Source organism: Pseudomonas sp. NPDC089395 (assembly GCF_044749525.1).
Lineage (GTDB): Bacteria > Pseudomonadota > Gammaproteobacteria > Pseudomonadales > Pseudomonadaceae > Aquipseudomonas.
This window is the reverse complement of sequence record NZ_JBIVID010000002.1, coordinates 546,515-571,592: the sequence shown is the minus strand read 5'-3', so window position 1 is coordinate 571,592 and position 25,078 is coordinate 546,515. Positions and strand designations below refer to the sequence as shown.

The 25,078-nt window shown below is 64.3% G+C and carries 23 protein-coding genes; 14 read left to right on the top strand and 9 right to left on the bottom strand.

Annotated elements, in window-relative coordinates; genetic code table 11:
• The first annotated feature begins 103 nt into the window (after positions 1–103).
• The 4 genes from ACIPZG_RS07620 to ACIPZG_RS07605 are packed head-to-tail and all read left to right on the top strand — an operon-like array spanning position 104 to position 3,848.
• On the top strand, positions 104–931 hold the full coding sequence (locus tag ACIPZG_RS07620; RefSeq protein ID WP_400711798.1) for an amidohydrolase family protein: 828 nt from the start codon (positions 104–106) through the stop codon (positions 929–931).
• Positions 932–973: 42 nt separating this feature from the next.
• Positions 974–2,323: an MFS transporter gene (locus tag ACIPZG_RS07615; protein ID WP_008093793.1), complete on the top strand. Its 1,350-nt coding sequence runs from the start codon at positions 974–976 to the stop codon at positions 2,321–2,323.
• On the top strand, positions 2,320–3,060 hold the full coding sequence (locus tag ACIPZG_RS07610) for an SDR family NAD(P)-dependent oxidoreductase (protein WP_400711795.1): 741 nt from the start codon (positions 2,320–2,322) through the stop codon (positions 3,058–3,060). Before ACIPZG_RS07615 ends, ACIPZG_RS07610 begins: the two co-directional genes overlap by 4 nt.
• Positions 3,057–3,848: a sugar phosphate isomerase/epimerase family protein gene (locus ACIPZG_RS07605; protein ID WP_400711792.1), complete on the top strand. Its 792-nt coding sequence runs from the start codon at positions 3,057–3,059 to the stop codon at positions 3,846–3,848. The genes ACIPZG_RS07610 and ACIPZG_RS07605 overlap by 4 nt, the downstream gene beginning before the upstream one ends.
• Positions 3,849–3,895: 47 nt before the next feature.
• Here ACIPZG_RS07605 and ACIPZG_RS07600 read toward each other — a convergent pair whose 3' ends face one another.
• The 3 genes from ACIPZG_RS07600 to ACIPZG_RS07590 form a co-directional block, all read right to left on the bottom strand.
• Entirely contained in the window at positions 3,896–4,369 is a 474-nt protein-coding gene (locus ACIPZG_RS07600; RefSeq protein WP_400640024.1) for a hypothetical protein, read from the bottom strand.
• 74 nt (positions 4,370–4,443) lie between these two features.
• On the bottom strand, positions 4,444–5,988 hold the full coding sequence (locus ACIPZG_RS07595; RefSeq protein WP_400711789.1) for an MDR family MFS transporter: 1,545 nt from the start codon (positions 5,986–5,988) through the stop codon (positions 4,444–4,446).
• Positions 5,989–5,990: 2 nt separating this feature from the next.
• Positions 5,991–6,653, bottom strand: coding sequence for a TetR/AcrR family transcriptional regulator (locus ACIPZG_RS07590; RefSeq protein ID WP_400711786.1), 663 nt, complete (start codon positions 6,651–6,653; stop codon positions 5,991–5,993).
• 256 nt (positions 6,654–6,909) lie between these two features.
• On the opposite strand from ACIPZG_RS07590, the gene ACIPZG_RS07585 reads away from it, so the two are divergent.
• The 5 genes from ACIPZG_RS07585 (at position 6,910) to ACIPZG_RS07565 (ending at position 10,882) form a co-directional block, all read left to right on the top strand.
• Positions 6,910–7,230, top strand: a complete 321-nt coding sequence (locus ACIPZG_RS07585) for a hypothetical protein (protein WP_008093800.1) — start codon at positions 6,910–6,912, stop codon at positions 7,228–7,230.
• A 221-nt stretch (positions 7,231–7,451) separates the two neighbouring features.
• Entirely contained in the window at positions 7,452–8,048 is a 597-nt protein-coding gene (locus ACIPZG_RS07580) for a paraquat-inducible protein A (RefSeq protein ID WP_400640027.1), read from the top strand.
• A complete protein-coding gene (locus tag ACIPZG_RS07575; protein WP_400711783.1) occupies positions 8,045–8,689 on the top strand; it encodes a paraquat-inducible protein A in 645 nt (214 codons plus the stop codon). The genes ACIPZG_RS07580 and ACIPZG_RS07575 overlap by 4 nt, the downstream gene beginning before the upstream one ends.
• Entirely contained in the window at positions 8,673–10,313 is a 1,641-nt protein-coding gene (locus ACIPZG_RS07570) for an intermembrane transport protein PqiB (RefSeq protein WP_400711780.1), read from the top strand. The genes ACIPZG_RS07575 and ACIPZG_RS07570 overlap by 17 nt, the downstream gene beginning before the upstream one ends.
• Before the next feature lie 26 nt (positions 10,314–10,339).
• Positions 10,340–10,882: a membrane integrity-associated transporter subunit PqiC gene (locus ACIPZG_RS07565; protein ID WP_400711777.1), complete on the top strand. Its 543-nt coding sequence runs from the start codon at positions 10,340–10,342 to the stop codon at positions 10,880–10,882.
• A gap of 18 nt (positions 10,883–10,900) precedes the next feature.
• Here the strand turns inward: ACIPZG_RS07565 and ACIPZG_RS07560 are convergent, their stop codons facing one another.
• From ACIPZG_RS07560 to ACIPZG_RS07550, 3 genes are read right to left on the bottom strand one after another with little or no spacing between them, the layout of a single operon-like run.
• Positions 10,901–12,247, bottom strand: a complete 1,347-nt coding sequence (locus ACIPZG_RS07560) for a c-type cytochrome (protein ID WP_400711774.1) — start codon at positions 12,245–12,247, stop codon at positions 10,901–10,903.
• A gap of 18 nt (positions 12,248–12,265) precedes the next feature.
• Positions 12,266–14,509: a molybdopterin cofactor-binding domain-containing protein gene (locus ACIPZG_RS07555; protein WP_400711771.1), complete on the bottom strand. Its 2,244-nt coding sequence runs from the start codon at positions 14,507–14,509 to the stop codon at positions 12,266–12,268.
• The gene (locus ACIPZG_RS07550) at positions 14,509–14,964 is read right to left on the bottom strand and encodes a (2Fe-2S)-binding protein (RefSeq protein WP_400711768.1); all 456 of its coding nucleotides are present in this window, start codon (positions 14,962–14,964) and stop codon (positions 14,509–14,511) included. The genes ACIPZG_RS07555 and ACIPZG_RS07550 overlap by 1 nt, the downstream gene beginning before the upstream one ends.
• A gap of 313 nt (positions 14,965–15,277) precedes the next feature.
• Between ACIPZG_RS07550 and ACIPZG_RS07545 the strand changes: the two genes are divergently transcribed.
• Both ACIPZG_RS07545 and ACIPZG_RS07540 read left to right on the top strand, forming a co-directional pair.
• Positions 15,278–17,464, top strand: a complete 2,187-nt coding sequence (locus tag ACIPZG_RS07545) for an OsmC domain/YcaO domain-containing protein (protein ID WP_400711765.1) — start codon at positions 15,278–15,280, stop codon at positions 17,462–17,464.
• A gap of 217 nt (positions 17,465–17,681) precedes the next feature.
• On the top strand, positions 17,682–18,494 hold the full coding sequence (locus tag ACIPZG_RS07540; RefSeq protein WP_400711762.1) for a class I SAM-dependent methyltransferase: 813 nt from the start codon (positions 17,682–17,684) through the stop codon (positions 18,492–18,494).
• 131 nt (positions 18,495–18,625) lie between these two features.
• Here ACIPZG_RS07540 and ACIPZG_RS07535 read toward each other — a convergent pair whose 3' ends face one another.
• Positions 18,626–18,925 (bottom strand): hypothetical protein, encoded by a 300-nt coding sequence (locus ACIPZG_RS07535; protein ID WP_400711759.1) that lies wholly within the window; start codon positions 18,923–18,925, stop codon positions 18,626–18,628.
• 215 nt (positions 18,926–19,140) lie between these two features.
• On the bottom strand, positions 19,141–21,261 hold the full coding sequence (locus ACIPZG_RS07530; protein ID WP_400711756.1) for a TonB-dependent receptor: 2,121 nt from the start codon (positions 21,259–21,261) through the stop codon (positions 19,141–19,143).
• Between the two features lie 219 nt (positions 21,262–21,480).
• Here ACIPZG_RS07530 and ACIPZG_RS07525 point away from each other — a divergent pair, with 219 nt between their 5' ends.
• Together ACIPZG_RS07525 and ACIPZG_RS07520 are read left to right on the top strand one after the other, a co-directional pair.
• Positions 21,481–22,059 carry a hypothetical protein gene (locus ACIPZG_RS07525; RefSeq protein WP_400640039.1) on the top strand — a complete coding sequence of 193 codons (579 nt, stop codon included), beginning with the start codon at positions 21,481–21,483 and terminating at the stop codon, positions 22,057–22,059.
• A gap of 132 nt (positions 22,060–22,191) precedes the next feature.
• Positions 22,192–22,710 (top strand): DMT family transporter, encoded by a 519-nt coding sequence (locus tag ACIPZG_RS07520; RefSeq protein ID WP_400711753.1) that lies wholly within the window; start codon positions 22,192–22,194, stop codon positions 22,708–22,710.
• On the opposite strand, the gene ACIPZG_RS07515 is transcribed toward ACIPZG_RS07520, so the two are convergent.
• Positions 22,711–23,619, bottom strand: a complete 909-nt coding sequence (locus ACIPZG_RS07515) for a LysR family transcriptional regulator (RefSeq protein WP_400711750.1) — start codon at positions 23,617–23,619, stop codon at positions 22,711–22,713. It lies immediately after the preceding gene.
• A gap of 198 nt (positions 23,620–23,817) precedes the next feature.
• On the opposite strand from ACIPZG_RS07515, the gene ACIPZG_RS07510 reads away from it, so the two are divergent.
• Entirely contained in the window at positions 23,818–25,032 is a 1,215-nt protein-coding gene (locus ACIPZG_RS07510) for a YeeE/YedE family protein (RefSeq protein ID WP_400711747.1), read from the top strand.
• Positions 25,033–25,078: the final 46 nt, after the last annotated feature.

Below are 25,078 nucleotides of genomic sequence, written 5' to 3'. Positions count from 1 at the left end.
CAACGCACACGCCCGCAGTATCTTGAGCCCAGGCCAATCGCCTGGATGGCGAACGATAACAAGATCTGCAGGCAAGCGCAGTGGCGCTTGAAGGAGCCGCCTTTTGAACATCTTTGATGAACCGAAGATCGATTGCCATAACCATTTGTTTGACCCTGCGCGCTTTGCCTATCACCCGGATGCGCCTTATGCACCGTCCGGCCAGGAAGTTGCCCCGCTGGAGCAGTTCAACCAGGTGATGGATGCCTACGGTGTGCGTCATGCCCTGCTGGTGGGCCCCAACAGCGGCTATCACACCGACAATCGCTGCCTGTTGCATGCACTGGCCAGCGGCCAGGGTCGCTTCAAGGGGGTGGCGGTGGTCGATCGGCAGATCGGCCTGGAGCAACTGGCCGCTCTGCGTGAGCAGGGCGTGGTGGGCGTGGCGTTCAACCCCGCGATGCATGGCCTGACCCGGTTGCAAGAGGCCGAGCCGCTGCTGGGCAAGCTGGCCGAACTGGGCCTGTACGCCCAGATCCAGGTTTGCGAAGACCAACTGGTCGACTTGCAAGGCCTGATCGAGCGCAGCCCGGTGCGCGTGCTGATCGACCACTGCGGTCGCCCGCAGGCCGCTGCCGGGTTGCAGCAGCCCGGTTTCCAGGCGTTGCTGAGGCTGGCTCGGCTTGGCCGTGTCTGCGTGAAGCTCTCCGGTATGCAGAAGTTCGCGGCCGCCCATGCGCTGCACACGCAGAGCGCCGCCTATGTCCAGGCGCTGATCGAGGTCTTTGGCCCGGATGCCTGTGTCTGGGGTTCGGACTGGCCCTTCATCCGCCAACCTGCGCGGGTCGATTACGGCCCGCTGCTGAAACTGGCCGAGCGCTTGATGCCAGACCCTCGGCTGCGCCGAACGATCATGTGGGACACGCCAAGGCGCCTGTTCGGCTTCGCCTGACCCCCCACGCATTGCCATTCCAATAACAAGAGAGCAATTGTCATGACCGTTGAACAGCACCTCGGCCAAGGCGTGCTAGACACGCCCGCGCGCCTGCAACAAAGGACTCGCACCCGCTTCATGATCCTGGCGTTGATCTCGGGCGGCACCATGATCAATTACCTCGACCGCAGTGTCATGGGGATCGCCGCGCCCAGTATCAGCGCCGACCTGGGCCTCAACGCCGCGCTGATGGGGGTGATCTTCTCGGCGTTCTCGTGGACCTACGCCGCGGCGCAGATTCCCGGTGGCATCCTGATCGACCGCCTCGGCACCAAGTTCACCTACTGGCTGGCGCTGACCCTGTGGTCGCTGTTCACCGGGCTGCAAGGCCTGGCCCAGGGTTTTCTGTCATTGCTGGGCATGCGTTTTCTGGTGGGCGTGACCGAGGCACCGTGCTTTCCCACCAACAGCCGGGTGGTGGCGACCTGGTTCCCGCAGAGCGAGCGAGCCAGGGCAACCGGCATCTACACCTTTGCCGAGTACACCGGGCTTGCGTTCCTCACGCCGCTGCTGTTCTGGGTGCTGCACGCCTATGGCTGGCGCTTCCTGTTGATGGCGGTCGGTCTGCTCGGGGTGCTGTACGGTCTGGTGTGGTGGCGCAAGTACCATGAGCCGCATCAGTCGACCTCCGCCAACCAGGCCGAGCTGGACTACATCGCCGCCGGCGGCGGCGTGGTCGACGGCGGACAGAAAGCTACCGTGTTCCGCTGGTCGCAGATCCCGGCACTGCTCAAGCACCGCAACATGCTGGGCATCTGCCTGGGGCAGTTCGCCTGCAACTCGACCAACGTGTTCTTCCTCACCTGGTTCCCCACCTACCTGGTCACTGAGCGTCACATGCCCTGGCTCAAGGTCGGCTGGGTCGCGGTGCTGCCCTTCATCGCCGCGTCGCTGGGTACCCTGGCCGGTGGCTGGCTGTCGGATGCCTTGCTGCGCCGCGGCTACTCGCTGAACGTGGCGCGCAAGCTGCCAGTGATCGCCGGCCTGCTGACCGCCTCGGTGATCGTGCTGGCCAACTATGTCGAGTCCGACGCGCTGGTGATCACCATCCTTTGCGTTGCCTACTTTGCCCAGGGCATGTCGGCGCTGGCCTGGATGATCGTTTCCGATATCGCCCCCAAAGGCCTGCTGGGGCTCAGTGGCGGGCTGTTCAACCTGTTCGCCAACGCCGCCGGCATTGTCACCCCGCTGACCATCGGCCTGATCGTCAGCGCCACAGGCTCGTTCGTCTGGGCCTTGGCCTTCGTGTCCACCATCACCGCGCTGGGTGCGCTGTGCTACCTGTTCATGGTGCGCGACCTGCGTCGCCTGCCGGATATTCCCTCTGTCGAAAATGGAGCAAGACAATGAGTCAATCTTTGCAAGGGCAAACGGCAATCGTCACCGGCGGCATGCGCGGCATCGGCCTGGCCATTGCGCAACGGCTGCAGGCGGCCGGCGCCCAGGTGGTGATCTGGGACTTGGCGGTCGACGGCTGGGACAGTGCTGCCAGCGGCTTCGAGCCGGTGCTACGCCAGGCGGTGGACGTGGCCTCGCTGGCGTCTGTGCAGAGCGCATTCGCCGAGGTGCTGGAGCGCCTGGGGCAGGTCGAGATCCTGGTCAACAATGCCGGCATCAACGGTCCGGTGCTGCCGTGCTGGGAGTACGCCCCAGAGGCCTGGGACAAGGTCATCGCCGTTGACCTGAACAGCGTCTTCTACTGCTGCCGCACGGCCATACCGCACATGCGCGAGCGTGGCTACGGGCGCATCGTCAATGTCGCTTCGATGGCGGGCAAGGACGGCGTTCAGTTCATCTCGGGGTATTCCGCGGCCAAGGCCGGGGTCATCGCCTTCACCAAGGCCGCGGCCAAGGAGCTTGCGCAGGACGGCGTGCTGCTCAACTGCATCGCGCCGGCCATGGTCGAAACGCCGCTGATGGCCGAGATGACCGCGGAGCACATTGCCGCGAGCAAGGCCAAGATCCCCATGGGGCGGTTCCTCAAGGCCGAGGAGATCGCCAACATGGTGGCCTGGATCGCCGGTCCCGAATGCAGTTTCACCACCGGCTTCGTGTTCGACCTCAGCGGCGGCAGGGCGACCTATTGAAAGCGCTGGGAGTGGCCCACCTGACGGCCTTGGACCTGGCCCCGGCTGTGTTGGTGCGCGAGGCCGGCCGGGCCGGTTTCGCCGCCGTGGGGCTGCGCCTGCACCCGGTGCAGCCGGGTGCGCGGGCCTACCCGGTGGCGCAAGGCAGCCAGGCCATGGGCGAGCTGAAGGCGGTGATGGCGGGTGAGGGCGTGCAGGTTGCCGATATCGAGTTCGTCGCGCTGACACCTGCGTGTCAGGTAGCCGACTGCGAAAGGTTGCTGGCGGCAGGCGCCGAGCTGGGTGCGCAGAGCCTTACGGTTTCCGGGGACGACCCGGATCTCGCGCGGCTGACCCAGCGCTTCGCGGCATTGTGCGAGTTGGCCAGTGGCTACGGGTTGCGTGTGGACCTTGAGTTCATGCGTTGGCGGCCGGTGGCCACGCTGCAACACGCGCTTGCCGTGGTGACGGCGGCTGGGCAGGGCAACAGTGGCGTGCTGCTGGATGCCTTGCACCTGTTTCGTTCGGGGGGCGATGTCGCGGCCCTTGCCGGCGTTGACCCAGGTTACCTGCGTGCCGTGCAACTGTGCGATGCGCCGCGGCTGGCGCCGGTGGACGCGCTGATCATTCAGGAGGCACGAGAAGGGCGGCTGTTGCCGGGGCAAGGGCAACTGCCGCTGGCTGCGTTGCTCGGGGCGTTGCCTTTGGACGTGCAGATAAGTGTGGAAACACCAACGCGGCAGCACGCTGGCAAGCAGCACGTACGGCGGGCGTATGACGCTACCTGCTCCTGGTTAGCGTGCCTGTAAATGAAGAGGGGAGGGGCTGCAGCCAGCGCCATCCCCTGTGGGAGCCTTCAAGGATTGACCTGATACCCCCGTCCTTGCAGGCAACCGCTGAAGGCATTGGCATGTGCCGAGCTTTGTGCTTCGCCTTGGTTACGCCGGTCCTGGCGACGCTCCTGGCGCTGGCGTGAGCCACCGACCACGGCACCGGCCGCCGCCACTTCGCCAGCACGGTTCTGGCGATACTCTTGCTTGGCGTCGTCGCCGACCCGGTCATAGAGCTCATCGTGCTGGTTACCGCGCACCTGCGCCCCGACCGCGCCCGCTGCGGCGCCTACTGCCGCGCCTTTCACCCGGCCACCGACATGCGGGCTGGTGCTGCTGGTGGCACTGTTCGCGGCGTTGGTCGCCACCGTATTGCAATCATTGATGTCCAGCTGCGTCTGCTGGCTGCTCTGACCCTTGAGCGGTACTACTGATTGGGCCTGGACTACCGGGGCTGCACACAGCAGTACCAGCATGTAACTCAACGTGAGCGCACGCATGGCACACCTCCACTAAATATGAACCGTATCATTGAGAATAGCCCGGTCTGTTCCGGGCCGGGAGACCGCAGCCCTCATGAGGTTGCAGCCGAGCGCAGAGGCACCTCGCGCAGCATCCACGACAACGCGAATGCCACGCAGGTAATCACTGCAGCCAGCAGGAACACGCCATGCATCGCTGCGGAGAACGCCTGCAGGTAGGCCTGCTGCAAGGGGGCCGACAGCGCATGCACCGCTGTTGGCGAAAGGCTCGCGGGGCCACCGGTGGCGGCAGCGAAATCGCTGGGCAGGCGGTCGAGCAGGGTATGGGCGAACAACGCGCCGAACACCGACACACCGACCGCCCCGCCTATCGAGCGGAACAGGGTGGCGCCCGAAGTCGCCACACCCATGTGGCGCCGTTCCACGCTGTTCTGCACCGCCAGGATCAGCACCTGCATGACCATGCCCAGGCCTGCACCCAGCAGGCCCATGTACAGGTTCATCAGCATCTTCGGCGTGTCCAGGTCGATGCGGCTCAACAGGCCCAGGGCAATCACCTGCAGCAGCGTGCCCAGGATCGGGAAGATCCGGTAGCGTCCCCAGCGGCTGATCAGCCGCCCGGTGATGGCCGACACCACCAGCAAGCCACCCATCAACGGCAGCATCTGCAAGCCGGCACTGGTCGGAGTGGCGTCCTTGACCACCTGCATGTAAAGCGGCAGGAAGGTCACCGAGCCGAACAGCGACACGCCGACGACCAGGCCGATCAGCCCGGCGAGCACGAAGGTGCGGTGGCGGAACAGGTGCAGCGGCATGATCGGCTCGACGGCGCGGCGCTGCTCGTAGATGAAGCCGGCCAGGCCGACCACGGCGAACAGCCCCAGGCACAGAATGTCCAGCGATGCCCACGGCACCAGGCTGCCGCCGAGGCTGGTGATCAGTACCAGCGAACCCAGGGTAACGGTGAGGAAGAAGGCGCCGATGTAGTCGACCACGTGCTTGACCGGGGCGACATGCGGGCGGAACACGTAACCGATGACCAGCACCGCCAGCAGGCCCAGCGGCAGGTTGATGAAAAAGATCCAGTGCCACGACAGGTGCTCGACCAAAAAACCGCCGATCAGTGGCCCGACCACAGTCGCCAGGCCGAACACACCGCCGAACAACCCCTGATAGCGGCCGCGTTCGGCAGGCGCAATGACATCGCCGATGGCGGCCATCGCCACCACCATCAGGCCGCCGCCACCCAGGCCCTGCAAGGTGCGGAACAGCACCAGCTGGGTCATGTCCTGGGCCACGCCACACAAGGCCGAGCCCAGCAGGAACAGGGCAATGGCGATCTGCAGCACCCGCTTGCGCCCGTAGAGGTCGCCGAACTTGCCGTACAGCGGCACCACCACGGTCGAGGCCAGCAGGTACGCGGTAACCACCCACGACAACCAGCGCAGGCCACCGAGGTCGCTGACAATGGTCGGTAGCGCGGTGGAAACGATGGTCTGGTCGAGGGCGGCGAGGAACATCACCAACATCAAGGCACCGAGCAACCACGGGATGGACGTCTGCCTATCCACGTAGGTACGCGCAGGTGAGGGGCTGGCTTGTTCTGGGAGGGCAGTCTCAGCGGCTCGTCCGTGCATGATCAGCAACCCTCGCCTTGGGCGTACAGACGCCCGGTTGCTTCAAGGCCCGCCAGCGCGAATTGGTACAAGTGCGTGCTCACCTGATCGGCAGGCATGCCAAGGATCTCGTGCAGCGCTCCAGACGTTGCGCGCGGGCCGATCAGCAGCATGGCCCAAGGCGCCGTGACGCACAGAATGCAGCGGGTCAGCGCCGGTGCGTCTGGCGGGATGGCGGTGATTTCGCTGAACAGGCCCTTGAGCAGTGCCAGCTTCATCGGCGCCCCGGTCTGCAGGTGCGCCTGGCCGTGCGGGCTGGGCGCCAGGATTTCGGCGGCGAGCACGCGCAGGTGCCAGTTGTTGTGCCCCTGCAGCGCCTTGTTCACCACCAACTCGACCAGCGCGCGCAGTTTCTCTGTCGCTGGCTGCTCGGCGAGGGTGATGCGCTGCAGATCGGAAATATCCAGAAAACGCCGCCGGGCTTCATCGAGCACGGCCAGGTAGAGGCCGCTGCGGCTGCCAAAGTGATAGTTGATCGATGCCAGGTCGACTTCGGCCTTGGCTGCCACGGCCTTGTTGCTGGCTTCGGCGTACCCGACAGCCGCGAACAGTTCGCCGGCCGCCTGGAGGATACGGGCGCGGGTAGCTTCGCCGTCCTTGCGCGGTTCACGAACGGTTGTCGCCATGGCTTTTCTCTCCGTTGAGCAATGGAAGAAGCCTGAGCGAGTTTTAAGTTAAATTCAATTTAAATTTAGTGATGATGACAAAAGGCAAAAGCCCGCTTTAAAGCCGACCGGACGGCGCTCACCGCTAGGGAGAGAGGCGGTTCCTATGGTATACAAGCCGTTACCGACACCACCATCGCCCGCCACCTGGATGCGTCGACGCTTGGCTGGTGATTTTCTTGCCCTGCTGCCCTGATTGAGAAACGGAGATTCGCCGATGACCGCCACCGACCGTCTGAGCCTGCTGCAGTTCGAGCACCTGGGCCTGGACGATGTTGCCGCTGCAGAATTCAAGATTGCGCTGAAGGAATTGCGCAATCTGGCGCTGGAAGACCGCTACGAGCACCATGCTGCCCTGCACCTGGGTGATATCGCTGACGCTGAAGACCACCAGCAACTGGAAGAAGCCCGCAACTGGGGCATCGGCTTCCTGCAGGGGCTGATCTGCTCCAGAGGCCTTGCGCAAGGCCAGATCGACGCCTTGCGGCGTGTCTTCCAGGCGGCAGCGGAGCGCTCGCTGGCGCGTATTCGCGGCTGATTCGAATTTCGCTCGGGCCTTGTTCCATCAGGGCCTGACGCGGCTGCAGGGCATCGACACGTCGCTCGATGCACCGGCCTGCTGGCTGCACCCTTCTCGGCACAAATCGTTTTCCTTTCCCCTGCACAAGTACATTTTCCTACTAGGCTTGCACGTGTCAGCGTGCGTGAAGGCCTGGAGTGACTGCCTGTAACAAGACGTCCTAGGGAAAGAGCATGAGCATGAGTGGGCCCCGGAACCTGATCATCTGCGAATACTGCGATGCGGTGTATGAGCGTGCGCCCGTGCAACGGCATCAGCGGGCGCTGTGCACCCGTTGTGGCGGCGTCCTGTACCGGCATTCCAGCCTTGGCATTCAGCAGCGTCTGGCCCTGAGTGTCACAGGCGCTGTGTTGCTGGTGTTCGCCAACCTGTACCCGGTCATGACCATCGGCATGCAGGGCCTGTCCAACTCGGCCACCCTGTGGGATTCGGTGTTGATCCTGAGCAGCGGCAGCATCACCTTCATTGCCCTGGTGATGGCCTTGGCCATCATCTTCGCCCCCATTTTGCAGATCGCCTTGCTGTGCTGGGTACTGAGCTTTGCCCTGGCCGGTCGTCGAGCGCCCGGTTTTGCCATGTGCATGCGCTGCCTGGAAGGCCTGCGCCCCTGGAGCATGCTGGAAGTCTGTCTGCTGGGGGCACTGGTGGCGGTGATCAAGCTGGCGGGCCTGCTCGATGTCATTCCGGGCATTGGCCTGATCGCGTTGGCCGCGCTGAGCGTACTCATCATCTATATCGCCGGGCGTGACATACGCGACCTGTGGGAGCAGGTATGAACACGCCCGCGCAAGCCGAGGACCTGGACCTGTGCCTGTGTCACGGCTGTGGCCAGGCCTGCGACCTGAGCGACGGTTCGCACAGCTGTGAGCGCTGCGGTGCTGCGCTGCACCCGCGCAAGACCAATGCCATCACCCGCGGTTGGGCCTTCCTGTTCGCCGCGCTGGTGTTCTATGTCCCGGCGAACCTGCTGCCGGTCATGCACACCGAAATGCTCGGCAGTGGCAGTGACAGCACCATTGTCGGCGGCGTGATCGAGTTCTGGGAGGCGGGCGCCTGGGATATCGCGCTGATCATCTTCATCGCCAGTATCGGCGTGCCGGCCATCAAGTTCTTCTCGCTCGGCCTGCTGTTGTTCACCGCTCAAAGCGGTTCCAGCTGGGCCCGCCGGCAGCGTTCGCAGTTGTATCGCGGTGTCGAGCTGATCGGCTACTGGTCCATGCTCGATGTGATCGTGGTGGCGCTGGTGGCGGCGCTGGTGCAATTGCGTGGCCTTGGCACCATCGAACCCCGGCCGGGCATCCTGTTCTTCGGCATGGTCGTGGTGCTGACCATGTTCTCGGCAATGAGTTTCGACCCACGCTTGATCTGGGATGACCCTGGCAACGACGGAGGCGGCACCGATGGCGCAAGCGAGTGACAGGCAAGAAGGTGCAGGGCAAGCGCAGATCCGTACCCGGCGCTGGAATGTGTCACTGGTATGGATCGTGCCGATCCTGGCGATCCTGGTCGGGGCTTCATTGGTAGTGCGCAACTGGATGGAGCAGGGGCCGGTGATCTCGATTTCCTTCCGTTCCGGGGAAGGCCTGGTGGCGCACAAGACCCAGGTCAAGTACCGCAGCGTGGTGATTGGCGAGGTGACCACGGTGGACCTTGCCGACGACCACAAGAGCGTGCTGGTCAAAGTGCAGCTGTCCAACGAAGCCAAATCGTTCGCGACCAAGGGCGCGCGGTTCTGGGTGGTCCGCCCACGGATTGGCGCGGGAGGGATTTCCGGGGTGGATACCCTGCTGTCAGGCAGTTTCATCGGCGCCGATGCCGGTGAGTCGAAGTCACCGGCGAAAAAATTCACCGGCCTGGAACTGCCGCCAGCGATCACCTATGGCGAAATTGGCAAACGCTTCATCCTCAGAGCCCGCGACCTGGGCTCCCTGGATATCGGCTCGGCGATCTACTACCGCAAAATCCCGGTCGGTGAAGTGGTGTCCTACAACTTGCGCGAAGATGGCAAGGGCGTGGAGATCGGCGTGTTCGTGCAAGCACCCTACGATGCCTTCGTGACCAAGGACACGCGCTTCTGGAATGCCAGCGGTGTCGACATGCAAATTGGCGCCAATGGCCTGAAGGTCGACACCGAGTCGATTTCGTCGATCCTGGTGGGTGGGCTGGCGTTCGGCTCTCCCGATTTCGCGCCGGACGCCGAGCCCGCCGAGGACCAGGCGCGTTTCCGTCTGTTTGCCGACCGGGAGATGGCACTGTCGCCGCCCCATGGCCGGCCGCAGTACCTGCAACTGCGCTTCGACCAGGCCATGCGCGGCCTGTCGGTGGGGGCGCCGGTGGAGTTCAAGGGCGTGGAATTCGGCAAGGTCACGTCGATCCAGCTCGACTACGATCAGGCCAAACAAAGTTTCCCCGTAGTGGTCGATGCGGTGATCTATCCGCAGCGCCTTGGCCCTGTGCACCAGAAGATGCTCGGCGTGTTCAAGCAGACCCCCGGCGACCTGGCCGGGGCACGGCGGCTGATCGGCACCTTCGTCGAGCATGGCCTGCGCGCCCAGGCGCGCAGCGGCAACCTGATCACCGGGCAGATGTTCATTTCCCTGGACTTTTACCCCGATGCGCCGAAAGTCGCGTTCGACATGACGGCCGAGCCCATTGTCATCCCCACGCTGCCGGGCAGCCTGGAAAAACTGCAAGAGCAGCTGCAGCACTTCATCGAGCGCGTCAGCAAGTTGCCGCTGGAGAGCATCGCCAACAACCTCGACGGCAGCCTGCGTGAGCTGCGTGCCAACCTCAAGCAGTTCAATGGCCAGACGTTGCCGGGTGTGAAGACCACCCTCGACGAGATGCAAAAGACCTTGAAAAGCGCCAATTCGACCCTTGCCGAGGACTCGCCGCAACGCGAACGGCTGGGCGAGACGCTGAACGAGCTGGAGCGCATGTCGCGCTCGTTGCGTGACCTGTCCGACTACCTGGGCCGGCACCCCGAATCGTTGATCCGTGGCCGCCCCAAAGCGGCCGGCGCAGAAAACTTGAAACCTTGAGGGCGCAGGCCAGAGGAGTGCTGCCGATGCATCGATTGCGCAATCTGTGTGGAGCCGGTTTGCTGATCTGGCTGTCGGGGTGCAGCAGTACCCCGAACAACTACCACACGCTGGTGCCGGCGCAGCCGGCCCAGGGAGGGAGGCAGCACATCATGGTCGACCGGGTCAGCCTGCCGCCCCAGGTGGATCGCTCGCAGCTGGTGGTGCGTCAGGGCGCCAGTGGCTTGGCGATCCTTGAAACCGAGTGGTGGGGCGCCAACCTGGTGGATGAATTTCGCAGCGCTTTGCAGGACATGCTGGGCGGACCGGTAGCGGGATCCACCGCGCTGCTGCGTGTGGATGTGCAGCGCTTCGACAGTGTGCCGGGCCAGTACGCTTCACTGGATACGCTGTGGCGCCTGAAAAAACCGGCCGAGGCTGAGTTGACCTGTCGCACGTCGGTGCAGACGCCCGCCGACAACAGCATCACCAGCCTGGTCAATGCCCACCAGGCCAACCTGCGCAAGCTGGCCGAAGCGGTGAGGGCGGCCGCGGCGCCGGGCAGGAGCGCTTGCCCGAGCACGCAGTGAACCTCTCACTCATCCCCTTCAGCGCATGTGCAGAATGATCGGCCTGCTGCTGGCGGGGCCGGTGTGGTCGCGCAGCTTGCCAACCGCCTGTGCAGCCACCGCACCGCCGTGGTTACCCCAGGTGCTGCGCACAAAGCTCAGGACCTCGGCAATTTCCTGGTCCGACAGCTGTTCGCGGAAGGCCGGCATGCGGTAGGCATCCGGCAAGCCCGCCGCGACGATGCGCTGCGAGCCATTGAGGGTGATGTTGATCGCCGATGCATCCTCCTTCGCCAGCGCCGAGGTCGCGCCGGCCAGCGGCGGCATCCATTCGGCCTGGCCCTTGCCGTCCAGGCCATGGCAGGTGGCACAGCGGGTCACATAGGTGTGGGCGCCGGGACTGTCCAGGCGCTCGCCGGCCGCATTGGCCTGATACTGCCAGGGCGTACCGTCGCGCTTGGGGTCACCGGGCAGCGACTTGAGGTAGCGGGCAATCGCCGCCAGGTCGTCATCGGTCATGAACTGCGTGGAGTTGTTGAACGCTTCGGTCATCGAACCAAACACCACGGCGTGCTGGTTACGCCCGGTCTTGAGGAACTGCACGATCTGCGCCTCGCTCCAGCGGCCCAGGCCTGTGTTGGGGTCGCTGCGCAGGCTGGGGGCGTACCACCCATCGAGCAAGGCACCGGCGAGGAAGGGCGCAGCGCCTTCGTCCAGGGCTTTTTCGTTGAATGCCAGGCCACGCGGGGTATGGCAACTGCCGCAGTGACCGGGGCCCTGGACGATGTAGGCGCCGCGGTTCCACAACGCGTCCTGCCCCGGCTTGGCCGCATAAGGCGTGGTGGCAGCGAACAGGCCGTTCCACAAGGCGATGGGCCAGCGCAGGTTCAAAGGCCAGGGGATGTCGCTGGGAATATTGGCCTGCTCCGCGGGCTGCACACCGTTCATGAAAAAGGCGTACAAGGCGCGCACATCGTCATCGCTGAGCTTGGCGTACGAAGGGTAGGGCATGGCCGGGTACAAGCGCCGGCCTCCCGGCGCGACGCCGTGGCGTACCGCGCGGTCGAAGTCGGCAAGGCTGTAGTGGCCGATTCCGGTGGCGCGGTCGGGGGTGACATTGGTGGCATGAATCGCACCCAGCGGGGTGGCCATTTCCAGCCCACCGGCAAAGGGCTTGCCGTCTGGCAGGCTGTGGCAGGCCACGCAGTCGCTGAGCCTGGCCACATACTCGCCGCGACTGACCAGTGCCGGGTCGCTGCCGGGGGGCTGTTCAGCGGCGAAGGGCGAGGCAGGCTCGCGGGTCACGTACCAGGCCAGCAGGCCTGCACCGAGCAGGCACGGCAACACCAGCCAGCCTGCAACTCTTGCCAATCGGCGGTGGGTCATGGGGCGGTCCTTGTCCTGTCAGCTGAAGGTGTAGCGGCTCAGGGGCAGGCTGCGGATGCGCTGGCCGGTGAGCTGCGCTACCGCATTGGCCACGGCGGGCGCCACTGCAGGCAGCGGCGGTTCGCCGATACCGCCCATCTTCTCGCCGCTTTCGACGATGCGCACATGCACCCGGGCCATGCGCGAGGCCGGCAGGATCGGATACAGGTCGTAATTGCGCGCCCGCGGCTGGCCATCGACGTACACCGCTTCCTCGACCAGCGTCTGCGACAGACCAAGGGCCACGGCGCCATTGACCTGGGCTTCGATGATCGCCGGGTTGACGATACTGCCGGGGTCGATGGCTTGCCAGATGTCGTGCACCTTGACCTGACCCTGTTCGATCGACACTTCGGCAATCACTGCCGCTTGCGAGCCGAACGGCGATGCCATGGCCACGCCCCGCGCGCGCTTGCTGCCGTCTTCGGCGGTGAACGGGCCGCGCTTCCAGCCCCCCGACAGTTCGCCGACCGCTTGCAGCAAGGTGGTCAGCCGCGGGTTGTCGCGCAACAGGTGCAGGCGCAGCTCGAAGGGGTCCTTGCCGCCCCTGTCGGCCAGTTCATCGAGAAACGCCTCATAGAAGAAGTCGTTCAGCGAATTGCCTACCGAGCGCCAGTAACCCAGCATGGCCGGGCCTTTGACATAGACCTGCGCGATGCGCTTGTTGGCGATGGCATACGCCTTGCCCGACAGGCCTTCGAGCGCGGTCGGGTCGATCTGCTCGCCTTGCTTGCCAGCCAGGGCTTCGGTCGGGCCTTCGGTGGCGCTCACTGCTTCCAGGGCGATGGGCAGGCCGTCGGCATCGAGCCCGGCGCGGAACTTGACCACGGCCACGGGCCGCAGCACATCGCGCAGGAATTCTTCTTCGCGGCTCCAGATCAGCTTCACCGGCCGGCCAACGGCCTTGGCCAGTTCGATGGCCTGCGGGTAGGGATTGGCCGAATCATAGAGAAAGTGGCGGCCAAAGAAACCGCCGAGCAGCGGTGAGTGCAGGGTGATTTGCGCAGGGGAGAGGCCGGTGCGCTTGGCGATGTCGTCACGGAACATGTCCGGTGCCTGGTTCGGCAGCCACACTTCCAGCGACCCGTCCGGGTTGAAACGCGCCAGTGCGCTCGGCGGTTCCAGCTGGGCATGGTTGAGGTACTGGTTGTGGTAGGTGGCCTCGACCTGGGTCTTGGCGTTGGCCAAGGCACCGTCGATATCGCCTTCGCGTTCATCGTCGCGGGCCGGGCCCTGCTGGGCCGCCAGGTGCTCGCGCCAGGCGTCGCTGGAGAAGTCTGCCGGCATGGTTCGCACCTTGCTGTCTGCCGTGGGCTCCCGCCAATCGACCTGCAGCGCCTCGACCGCGCGCTTGGCGTGCCACCAGCGTTCGGCGACCACCGCCACGGCGCCAGGCAAGCGGTGCACCGAGTGCACGCCAGGCAAGCCCTTGACCTGTTCTTCGTTACGCAGATCGCCCACGGTCATACCCAGGCGCGGTGCGTGTTGCACGGCCGCGTGGAGCATGCCATCGACCTTGATGTCGATGGTGTATTGCGCCTTGCCGGTGGACTTGTCGTAGGCGTCGACACGCCGAACCGGCTTGCCGATCCAGCGAAACTGGCTGGGGTCGCGCAGCTTGACGCGGGTGGGGTCCGGCACCGGCAGGTCCATGGCGCGCCCCGCCAGCTCGCCGTAGGTCAGCGCCCGGCCAGAGGCGGCGTGCAGCACCTTGCCGGGTTCGGTCGACAGTTCGTTGAGCGGCACCCCCCATTGCTCGGCGGCAGCCTGCATCAGCATGGCCCGGGCCAGGGCTCCGAGGCGGCGCATGGTCGGGTAGCTCATGCGCACCGACATACTGCCGCCGGTGATGCGCATGCCGTTTTCCATCACTACATAGGTTTCGCCGGGCGGGGCGCTGTCGACCAGGAAGGTGGCGGGGTCGGCGTCCAGTTCTTCGCCGACGATCTGCGCCATGGCCGTGTAGGTGCCTTGCCCGCCCTCCATGAACGGGCAGAGCAGGCGCACGCTGCTGTCCGGGCGGATCTCCAGGAATGCCGGCACCTGGGTGCCGCGCTCCACGGCCGTTGCCGCCTGGACCCGACCGCCACCCAAAGGCAGCCCGAAGCCGAGGACCAGGGCACCCACGGCGGTGCCGGCGAGGAAGCGCCGGCGCGACAGGTTCACGGTTTCGCCCGGTGGCAGGTCAAGAAGCGCTGCCGGGGTATCGATTGGCACGTTCATCAGGCCTTCTCCCCTTGGGCGAGTGCATGCAGGGCGGCATGGATGGCGTTGTAGGTGCCGCAACGGCACAGGTTGACCATCGCTGCCGCGATCTGCTCATCGCTGGGTTTGGCGGTTTGCTTGAGCAGCGCGGTGGCCGCCATCACCTGCCCGGACTGGCAGTACCCGCACTGGGCCACCTGATGCTCGACCCAGGCGGCCACTACGCGCTTGCCCACGGCATCGGCCTCGATGGCTTCGATGGTGGTCACCTCACGGCCGACCACGCCGGCCACCGGGGTCACGCAGGCGCGCACCACGTTGCCGTCCACCAGTACCGAGCAGGCGCCGCACTGGGCCAGGCCACAGCCATACTTGGTGCCGGTCAGACCCAGGTCGTCGCGGATCACCCACAGCAGGGGCGTGTCGGCGGCAGCCTCGACCTGGTAGGTCTGCTGGTTGATACGAAGTTCCATGGCTCACCTGCTGATCATCGGTTGTGGTCGATTGCGCTCTGCTGGGGAATACGTTGTTCCCCAATCCAGAAACGCTAGCACAGGGTAGGAACCGTTCGTCTGCCTAGGGCGGCAGGTCCAGAGGATCAGGCAAGCATTCCGTTGAAATGCGCAAACCCGAATCTGAAAGTTTGCGAGCTCCCACAGAATCCCCTCCCTACCTGAGCTCGGTATCTGTGGGAGTGGCCAGTGCCGACAAACAGGACTTCCAGCCGAAAAAACCGGATAATGCCGGCCAATTTCGTTTTGCACGCTTAAATCACGGTAATCCCGCATGGAAATCAAGGTCAATTTTCTCGACAACCTTCGTCTGGAAGCCAAGTTCGACGACTTCACGGTGATCGCCGACCAACCGATTCGCTACAAAGGCGATGGTTCGGCGCCAGGCCCGTTCGACTATTTCCTTGCCTCGTCGGCCCTGTGCGCCGCGTACTTCGTCAAGCTGTACTGCCAGACGCGCGATATCCCCACCGAGAATATCCGCCTGTCGCAGAACAACATCGTCGACCCGGAGAACCGCTACAACCAGATCTTCAAGATCCAGGTCGAGCTGCCCGAAGACATTTCCGAGAAGGACCGCCAGGGCATCCTGCGCTCCATCGACCGTTGCACGGTCAAGAAAGTGGTGCAGACCGGCCCTGAGTTCATCATCGAAGAAGTCGACAACCTCGACGCCGATGCCCAGGGCCTGCTGATGCCGGTGGCTGACACCACCACCTACATCCCCGGCAAGGACCTGCCCCTGGAGCAGACCATCGCCAACATGTCCGGCCTCCTCGCCGGGCTGGGGATGAAGATCGAGATCGCCTCGTGGCGCAACATCGTGCCCAACGTCTGGTCGCTGCACGTGCGCGATGCGCAATCGCCAATGTGCTTCACCAACGGCAAGGGCTCGACCAAGGAGGCCGCGCTGGCCTCGGCGCTGGGCGAGTTCATCGAGCGTTTGAACTGCAACTTCTTCTACAACGACCAGTTCTGGGGCGAGGACATCGCCAACGCGCCGTTCGTGCATTACCCCAACGAGCAGTGGTTCAAGCCAGGCCCCAAGGATGCGCTGCCGGCCGAGATCCTCGATGCATACTGCCTGGAGATCTACAACCCGGACGGCGAGCTGCGCGGTTCGCACCTGTACGACACCAACTCGGGCAATACCGCCCGTGGCATCTGCTCGCTGCCGTTCGTGCGCCAGTCGGACGAGCAGGTGGTGTATTTCCCGTCCAACCTGATCGAAAACCTGTTCCTGAGCAACGGCATGAGCGCCGGCAATACCCTGGCCGAGGCGCAGGTACAGTGCCTGTCGGAGATCTTCGAACGGGCGGTCAAGCGTGAAATCCTCGAAGGCGAGCTGTGCCTGCCGGACGTGCCGCAAGAAGTACTGGCCAAGTACCCGGGCATCCTCGCTGGCATTCAGGGGCTGGAAGAGCAGGGCTTCCCGGTGCTGGTCAAGGATGCCTCGCTCGGCGGTGAGTTCCCGGTCATGTGCGTGACCTTGATGAACCCGCGCACCGGCGGCGTGTTCGCCTCGTTCGGCGCGCACCCAAGCTTCGAGGTGGCGCTGGAGCGCAGCCTCACCGAGTTGCTGCAAGGGCGCAGCTTCGAGGGCCTCAACGACCTGCCGCAGCCGACCTTCGAAAGCCATGCGTTGACCGAGCCGAACAACTTCGTCGAGCACTTCATCGATTCCAGCGGTGTGGTGTCGTGGCGCTTCTTCAGCGCCAAGGCCGATTTCGAGTTCGTCGAGTGGGACTTCTCCGGCCACGGCGAAGACTCCAACATTCAAGAGGCCGCGACCCTGTTCGGCATCCTCGAGGACCTGGGCAAAGAAGTGTACATGGCCGTGTACGACAACCTCGGCGCCACCGCCTGCCGCATCCTGGTGCCAGGTTACTCGGAGATCTACCCGGTCGAGGACCTGATCTGGGACAACACCAACCGTGCCCTGGGCTTCCGTGCCGACATCCTCAACCTGCACAGTCTCGACAACCGCGCGCTGCGTGCGCTGCGCAAGCGTCTGGACAACTGCGATGTCGATGACTACACCACCATCACCACCCTGATCGGTGTCGAGTTCGACGACAACACCGTGTGGGGCCAGCTCACCATCCTTGAGCTGAAACTGCTGATCTGCCTGGCGTTGCAGCGTTTCGAGGACGCCAAGGAACTGGTCGAGGCCTTCTTGCAGTTCAACGACAACACCGTCGAGCGCGGCCTGTTCTACCAGGCGCTGAACGTCGTGCTGGAAGTGGTGCTGGACGACGAGTTGGAAATGCAGGACTACGAGGCCAACTTCCGCCGCATGTTCGGCAACCCGCGCATGGACGCGGTGCTGGGTTCGGTGGACGGCAGCGTGCGCTTCCATGGCCTGACGCCGACCAGCATGAAGCTCGAAGGGCTGGACCGTCACCTGCGCCTGATCGAGAGCTACAAGAAGCTGCACACCGCGCGAGCCAAAGCGCTCTGACGGCGCTGCCCAGGGGCGCCATGCGCCCCTCTTATAGCGGCAACGTCTTATCCCTATTGCCAATCCGTATTGCCAGTCAGGCATTAGCGCTTGCTGCATCCCCGTGCCGGCGTTTAGCTATCTGCCGGCCGTAGCAGGCCACACACTTTACCTACTGCATGGCGCGTAGACCGCCAGAAGGACCTCGGCCGCGCTCACAACAAGAAGGCGCAGACGAATGAGCACTCCTTTGGATACCCATGCACTGAAGGCCCGACAGCAGGCAGCGTGGGCCAGCGGTGACTACGCTGTGATTGGTACTACCTTGCAACTGGTGGGCGAACGGCTTGCCGAGGCCTGCGACCTGCGTTGGGACGAGCAGGTGCTGGATGTGGCGGCGGGCAATGGTAACGCCACCTTGGCCGCCGCTCGGCGCGGTTGCCGAGTCACCTCCACGGACTATGTGCCCGAGCTGCTCAAACGCGGGGAAGAGCGTGCCCGCGCCGAACGCCTGAACGTTGCGTTTCAGGTGGCCGATGCCGAGGCCTTGCCGTTCAAGGACGCCACCTTCGATGCCGTCGTTTCGACCTTTGGCGTGATGTTCGCCCCCGACCAGGCCCAGGCCGCACGGGAGCTGGCCCGGGTCTGTCGTTCCGGTGGCCGGGTAGGGTTGGCCAACTGGACGCCGCAGGGTTTCGTCGGCCAGATGTTCAAGACCCTCGGCCGGCACATGCCACCGCCCGCCGGGGCGTTGCCGCCGTCACGCTGGGGCGATGAAGAACAACTTCGCGCCATGTTCGAAGGCGCGATCGGCGCCATGGACATCACCCGCCAGCATTTCAACTTCCGTTACCGCTCGGCGGCGCATTTCATCGAGGTATTTCGCACCTGGTATGGGCCTGTGCACAAGGCTTTCGCAGCGTTGCCGGCGGATGCCGCTGCTGCACTGGAAAGTGACCTGACCGCATTGCTCAATGAAAACAATCAGGGCGGGTCATCGTCGCTCGTGGTGCCCAGCGAATACCTGGAAGTTGTAATCATGAAGCGTTGAGTACTGGCTTTTCGAGATCCGGGGTAGGCTGCCCAGGTCGCGGCCTTCGACCGTTACGTGGCCGCCACTGGCCAGCCTGTAGTTGATGACTGAATGCTTTCCCGCTCAGCGGATGAGAACCTGAGTAACGACTAGTTCTTGCACTTGGCCATGACGACCTGGCAGGTGTTCGGGGTTCCCCCGGAGCGGCCTGCATAGCGAATGCAATTGTTCATCGACTTCTGCCTTGCGATGCTCAGGGTGTTGCCCCAGGCCAGGCCGCCTTCGCCTTGCGTCGGAACCGCCTTGGCAAAACAGTTCGAGCCGGGCGCTGCCGCGTAGTGGCGCGCCTTGCTGCTTTTGCTCGAACACCCTGCGGTCAGCGCCACGCACAAGGCAAGCAGGGCATGCGCAGCCCAGAACGCGTAGGGTCGTGCGGGGTGAGCGCTCATGCCTTTGCCTCTGTTGGGGCGGGTTAATGCTTTGAGGATATGTCAAACAAGCGAAGCGGTGAACCAATCGGACGACGTGGCGATCCGCAAGCCCTGTCGCCTGTTCGGGCCCAATCGCCGGCAAGCCGGCTCCCACAGGTACTGCGCAGTCCTTGAACTGCATGGGATTCCTGTGGGAGCCGGCTTGCCGGCGATTGGGCCGAGCCTGCTCTAGATCAGAAGCGGTAGTTCAGGCTGGCTTCCAGGGTGCGTGGCGCACCTGGGGTGATCAGGTCCACCGAGCCGTGCGCCGAGGCGTAGTAGTCGCGGTCGAACACGTTCTTCAGGCGCAGCGCCATGTCCCACTCGGGCTCGCCGTAGAGCAGGGCGGCGTCGAAGGTGGTGTAACCCGGCATGACCACGTTGTTGTCGAGTGCGGTGTAGCGCTCGTCGACGTAGTTGGCACCCGCCGCCACACGCCACTGCGGGGTGAGCGTGCGCACCAGCCACACGTTGGCGCTGTTGCGTGGCGTCAGGGTCGGCACCTGGCCTTCGTTGGGCACGCCATTGGTCTTGCTGTTGGACTTGGTGATCTCGGCATCGAGGTAGGCATAGCCGGCATACACCTGCCATTTGTCGGTCAACTGGCCGCTGACCGTGGCCTCGAAACCATCGGTGCGCTGCTCGCCAGCCAGCACGGTCAGGTTCGGGTTGGCCGGGTCGGCGGTCTTCATGTTGGTGCGCTCCAGGCGGAAGATGGCCGCCGTCACCGCCAGGCGGCTGTCGAGCAAGTCCCACTTGGCGCCGATTTCGTAGTTGGTGGTTTCTTCCGGCTCCAGGTGTTCACTGCTTGGGCTGACCGCGAACACCTCGCCCGAAGGCTGATAGCTGCGGCTGACCGACACGTAGTACGACTGGATCTGGTCCGGCTGATACACAAGGCCCGCGCGCGGGCTCCAGGTCTTGTCGGTGCGGTCGAGGTCGACATTCTGCACGCGGTCGTCGTCGTACTCCTGGCCGAAGATGTCATAGCGCACACCGACCAGGGCTTTCCAGTGCTCGTTCAGCTCGATCATGTCCTGCACGTACAGGCCGGTAGTCTCCTGGTAGTTGGTGCCCTTGGAGGACAGGTTGGCGGCATGCTCCGGTACCGGCACCAGGCCGTCGCCAAAGACCGGTACCTGGGCCACGTTGTTCTGGCTGAACACCCGTTGGTACTTGTCCTGGAAGCCGACTTCCACGCCGTACAACAGGTTGTGCTGCATGCCCAGCAGCTGCGCCTGCTGCTTGAGTTCGGTCTGGTTGAACACGCCGTATTCGTCACGCGCGACGTTGCCGCGGTTGAGCTTGATCAGCAGCTCGCCATCGGGGGAGGTGACGAAGCGGGTCGGACTGGTGTCGGCCAGGGTGTTGTTGCGGTCCAGGTCGTAACGGTAGTAGCGGCTGGTGTTGGTCAGGGTCAGGTCGTCATTGATCCGATAGTCCAGGCTTGCGGTCAGCGAGAACACTTCGCTGCGGGCATAGTCCTGGTCGGCATCGCCGGAACCGAAGCGTTTGTCGCGGTCGACGTCCACTGGGCGGTCGCCCAGCGCCGGGATGCCGAAGTCGATCAGGCGTTTGTCATACAGGTAGGTGGCGCCGAGGTTCAGCTCCAGGTCGTCGGACAGCTTGAAGTAGGCCGACGGGGCAATTGCCTTGCGGTCGATGTAGCCGTCGTCGCGGAAGGTGTCGCTGTCTTCGAAGGCACCGGTCATGCGGTAGGCCTGGTTGCCCTGCGGGTCGGCCCAGCCGGTGTCGAACTGGGTGCGGCGCTTGCCTTCGCTGTCGAAGGTCACGCCCACCTCGCGCTTGGGCGCGAAGTTGGGTTTCTTGCTGATGCTGTTGATCAGGCCACCGGAAGAGCCACGGCCGTAGAGCACGGCGGCCGGGCCTTTGACGACCTCGACGCGCTCGATGTTGGACAGGTCGCGGAAGTACAGGGCGTCATCGCGCACGCCGTCGATGTACATGTCGCCAATGGCGCTGAAGCCGCGGATGGTCACCTGGTCGCGCTGGCCGTCGCCGTTGGACATGCCGATCCCGGGCACGTTTTTCAGCACGTCTTCCATGGACTGGGCGCCTTGGTCCTTGATCACGCTTTCCGGCACGACGTTGACGGTTTGCGGAATGTCGCGCAGCGGGGCGTCGATCTTGAGCGCGCTGCGGCTGTCGTTGGCCTTGTAGCTCTGCTGCTCGTAGGCACTGGTGACGGAGGTGGCGGGCAAGGCGAGTTCGCCTTGGCTTTCAGCATGTACCGCAGGCACCACCAGCAGGCCCAGGACCGAGAGGGAGGCCGGGGCAACAGACTTCATTGTCATGAATCGTGACTCGATTGTTGATCTGAGGTCACGAATAGTAACGATTTGTAAATGTAAAGCAAGTGTAAAGAATTCTTATTTGCTATCGCAATAGCGTCGAGGTCAGGATGCAGCGAAATGACATGGGACAAGGGCAGAGTGCCGCGCAGTGGCTATGCTTGTTTGCGCGTGAACTTCTCACGCACACGACTCCGCTCTTGATCACAGGGATGCAGGCCTATGAATTCTCTTAGCACTCTCGCGCGTGCCGTTGCGCTCGCCAGCTTGGTTGCCACTGCCAGTTTCACCGTGCAGGCAGCCGATATTCCGATCGCTAGCGAAGCGCTGGAAAGCCATATCAAAACCGAGGTCACGGCCATCGACCAGGCAACCCGCCAGGTCACGGTGAAAGGGGCGGATGACAAGCCCGTGACGTTCCAGTTGACGGAAAAGGCCAAGGCCCTGCCGAATCTGAAAGTGGGTGACAAGGTCGACATCTACGTCACCCGTGCGGTGGCGTATGTGCTCAATACCGAGGTTGGCGGGGCGCCGAAAGCCAGTTCGGAATCGGGTACCATCCGCGCCACCGAGGCCAATCCGAACCCGGGGGGCGAGGCGTTCCGTCAGGTGAAGGTCACTTCGAAGATCGAGGCGATCGACCTGAAAAAACACGAGGTGACCCTGATGCCGCCGGAAGGCAAGGTGCAGGTGGTGAAGGTCGAAAACCCGGATCTGCAAGCGCGCATGAAGAACCTCAAGAAAGGCCAGACCGTCGACGCGATCTATACCGAGGTGCTGAGGGTCGAGACCTCGCGTTGAACCTCAGGGATAACCGGTACAGCTGAATTGACTTATCCATATCACGAATAATCAGGGTGCACCGGTTCGATTTCCATTCGCTCTGTCAATTCACCCATGATGCACTCATCCTGACTGCCGATGAGTGCATCCATGTCCAACAAAACCCTGCTGCTCGCGTTCCTTCCTTTGCTCATGGCCTTGATCGCCGGTGCCGTCCTGCCTTTCCAGGCAGCGGGTAATGCGGCCGTCGGCCGTGCGCTGGGGCACTGGTTGTGGGGCGCGTTCACGTCGCTGACGGTCAGTTCGCTGGTGGTCATCGCGGCGCTGCTGATTCTGCGGGTGCCCATGCCCGATCTGGGCAAGGCCCTGCAAGGCCCCTGGTGGCTGTGGATTGGCGGCGTACTGGGTGCCCTTTACGTGGCGGGCGCTGCAGCCTTGATCCCTCGCTTGGGGACTGCGGGTTTCCTGGTACTGGTGGTGGCGGGGCAGATCCTCACTTCGGTGATCGTCGATCACTTCGGCCTGATGGGCGTCACCAGCAAGCCGATCAGCCTGGCCCGAGTGGCCGGGGTAGTGCTGATCCTGGCCGGGGTGTTTCTGGTTCAGGGCAGTTGGGCGGCAAGCCCGGCGGGTAACGGCCCGGTAATCGCCAAACAGCCTGAAGGTTGATCATTGGCCGGGCTGGCTGCACGCCCATACCGCCTCTCGCAGCCAGCGATGGCCTGGGTCGGTGTCCTTTCTCGCGTGCCAGGCTTGCTGATAGGCAAAAGTGGGAATGGGCAAGGGTGGGCTGAACTGGCGCAGGGTCTGGTACTGGCGCATCGGGCCAACGGCACGCTTGGCCACGGTCAGTACCAGGTCGGTGCCGCCCAGCACCTCGACCGCAGCACTCCAGTGCGGCAGCGCCAGGGCGATGCGCCGGCGCAAGCCCTGTGCAGCCAGGGCGCGTTCGATTTCGTCGTGGGCGTCCGGGCGCATGGCCATCAGCACGTGGGGGCGCGCCAGCCAGTCGTCGAGCGCCAGGCCACCTTTGGCGGGCAATACCTGCCGGTCGGCGACGCTGATGAAGCTGTCCTCGAACAGGGTTTGCGCGGTGATGGCTGGCGGCAGCTCAGGGAAGATGCCCAGGGCGAGGTCGAGTTCGCCATCCTGCAGCTGCGCCAGCATGGTCTCGCGGCTGGCTTGGCTGATCGCCAGGTCGACACCTGGCGCCACCCGGCGCAGGTGACGGACCAGCGGGGGCAGGATGATGCGCGATGAGTAGTCGGACAATGACAGGCGAAAGCGCCGTTGCGCCTGAGCCGGGTCGAAATGCGGCGTGGCGAGCAGGCCGTTGAGGCTGCCGAGGGCGTCTTGCAGGGGCTTGGCCAAGGCCTGGGCACGCGCGCTCAGGGTCATTTGGCCATGCTGGCGGATCAGCAGGGGGTCGTCGAAATAGGTGCGCAATTGCGCCAGGGCGTGGCTGACCGCCGGCTGGCTGCGGTGCAGGCGCAGGGCGGCGCGGGTCACATGCTTTTCGCTGAGCAGTGCATGCAGGGCCAGCAGGAGGTTGAGGTCGATCTTGCGCAGTTCATCCATGGGGCGAATGGTCGGGTGGCTTTTGGGGAGGTTATATCAGCCTAACAGATGTATTGGCCTCATCGCCGGCAAGGCGGCTCCCACAGGTACAGCACTGACACTGGAATCTGTGTGGAAGCCAGCTTGCCGGCGATGAGGCCAGAACAGGTACAACGGCGTTATACTCGCCGCCCGTTTCACTGTAATCCGAGCATTCCCATGGGTCTCTCCGCAACCGCCACACCCGCACCGCGCCGCCTGGGCGCGCCCTTGATCGCCCTGGCCCTGTTGCTGGCCGGCGCCTGGTTCCTCAACCTCAACGCCGGTTTCAAGCAGGTGCTGCTGCTGATCGTTGGCGCCGCGCTTGGCCTGACGCTCTACCACGCCGCCTTTGGCTTTACCTCGGCCTGGCGGGTGTTCATCAACGAACGACGCGGCGCGGGTCTGCGCGCGCAGATGGTCATGCTGACCCTGGCCGTGCTGTTGTTCTTCCCCGCCCTGTCCGCTGGCAGCCTGTTCGGCAATCCCGTCACCGGTCTGGTAGCCCCGGCCGGGGTCTCGGTGGTGTTCGGCGCGTTCATCTTCGGCATCGGCATGCAATTGGGCGGCGGTTGCGCCTCCGGCACGCTGTTCACCGTAGGCGGCGGCAATGCGCGGATGCTGGTGACACTCTTGTTCTTCATCATCGGCTCGGTCACCGCCACGCACCATGCTGACTGGTGGTTCGCACTGCCATCGTTCCCGGCCACCTCGATCGTTCAGGTCTGGGGTGTTGGCCCGGCGTTGCTGGCAAGCGTGGCAGTGTTCGCGCTGATCGCCTGGGCCACCGTGGTACTGGAAAGGCGCCGCCACGGTGCCCTCGAAGCGCCGGTGAGCAGCGAACACCGGGGCCTGCGTCGCTTCCTGCGCGGTCCGTGGCCACTGGTCTGGGGGGCTGTGGCACTGGCGTTGCTGAACTACGCCACCCTGGCCCTGGCTGGGCGCCCATGGGGCATTACCTCGGCCTTTGCCCTGTGGGGGGCAAAGACCCTCTCCAGCCTGGGTGTGGACGTCGGCAGCTGGGTGTTCTGGCAGGCGCCGGCCAACGCCAAGGCCCTGGCCGCACCGCTGTGGCAGGACATCACCACGGTCATGGACATCGGCATCGTGCTCGGTGCGCTGCTGGCCGCCGGCCTGGCCGGCCGCTTCGCGCCGAGCCTGAAGATTCCGCTGCCGTCGCTGATCGCCGCGGTGATTGGCGGCCTGTTGCTGGGTTATGGCTCGCGCCTGGCCTACGGCTGCAACATTGGCGCCTACTTCAGCGGCATCGCCTCGGGCAGCGTGCATGGCTGGTTGTGGCTGGTGGCTGCCTACACCGGCAACCTGATTGGTGTGCGCCTGCGTCCGCTGTTCTTTGCCGGGGAGCGCCGGCCGGTGGCACTCACCGGCTGCTGAATAGATTGCTTCACCCGGTGCGGCAATCATCTGCACCTGCCCTGAT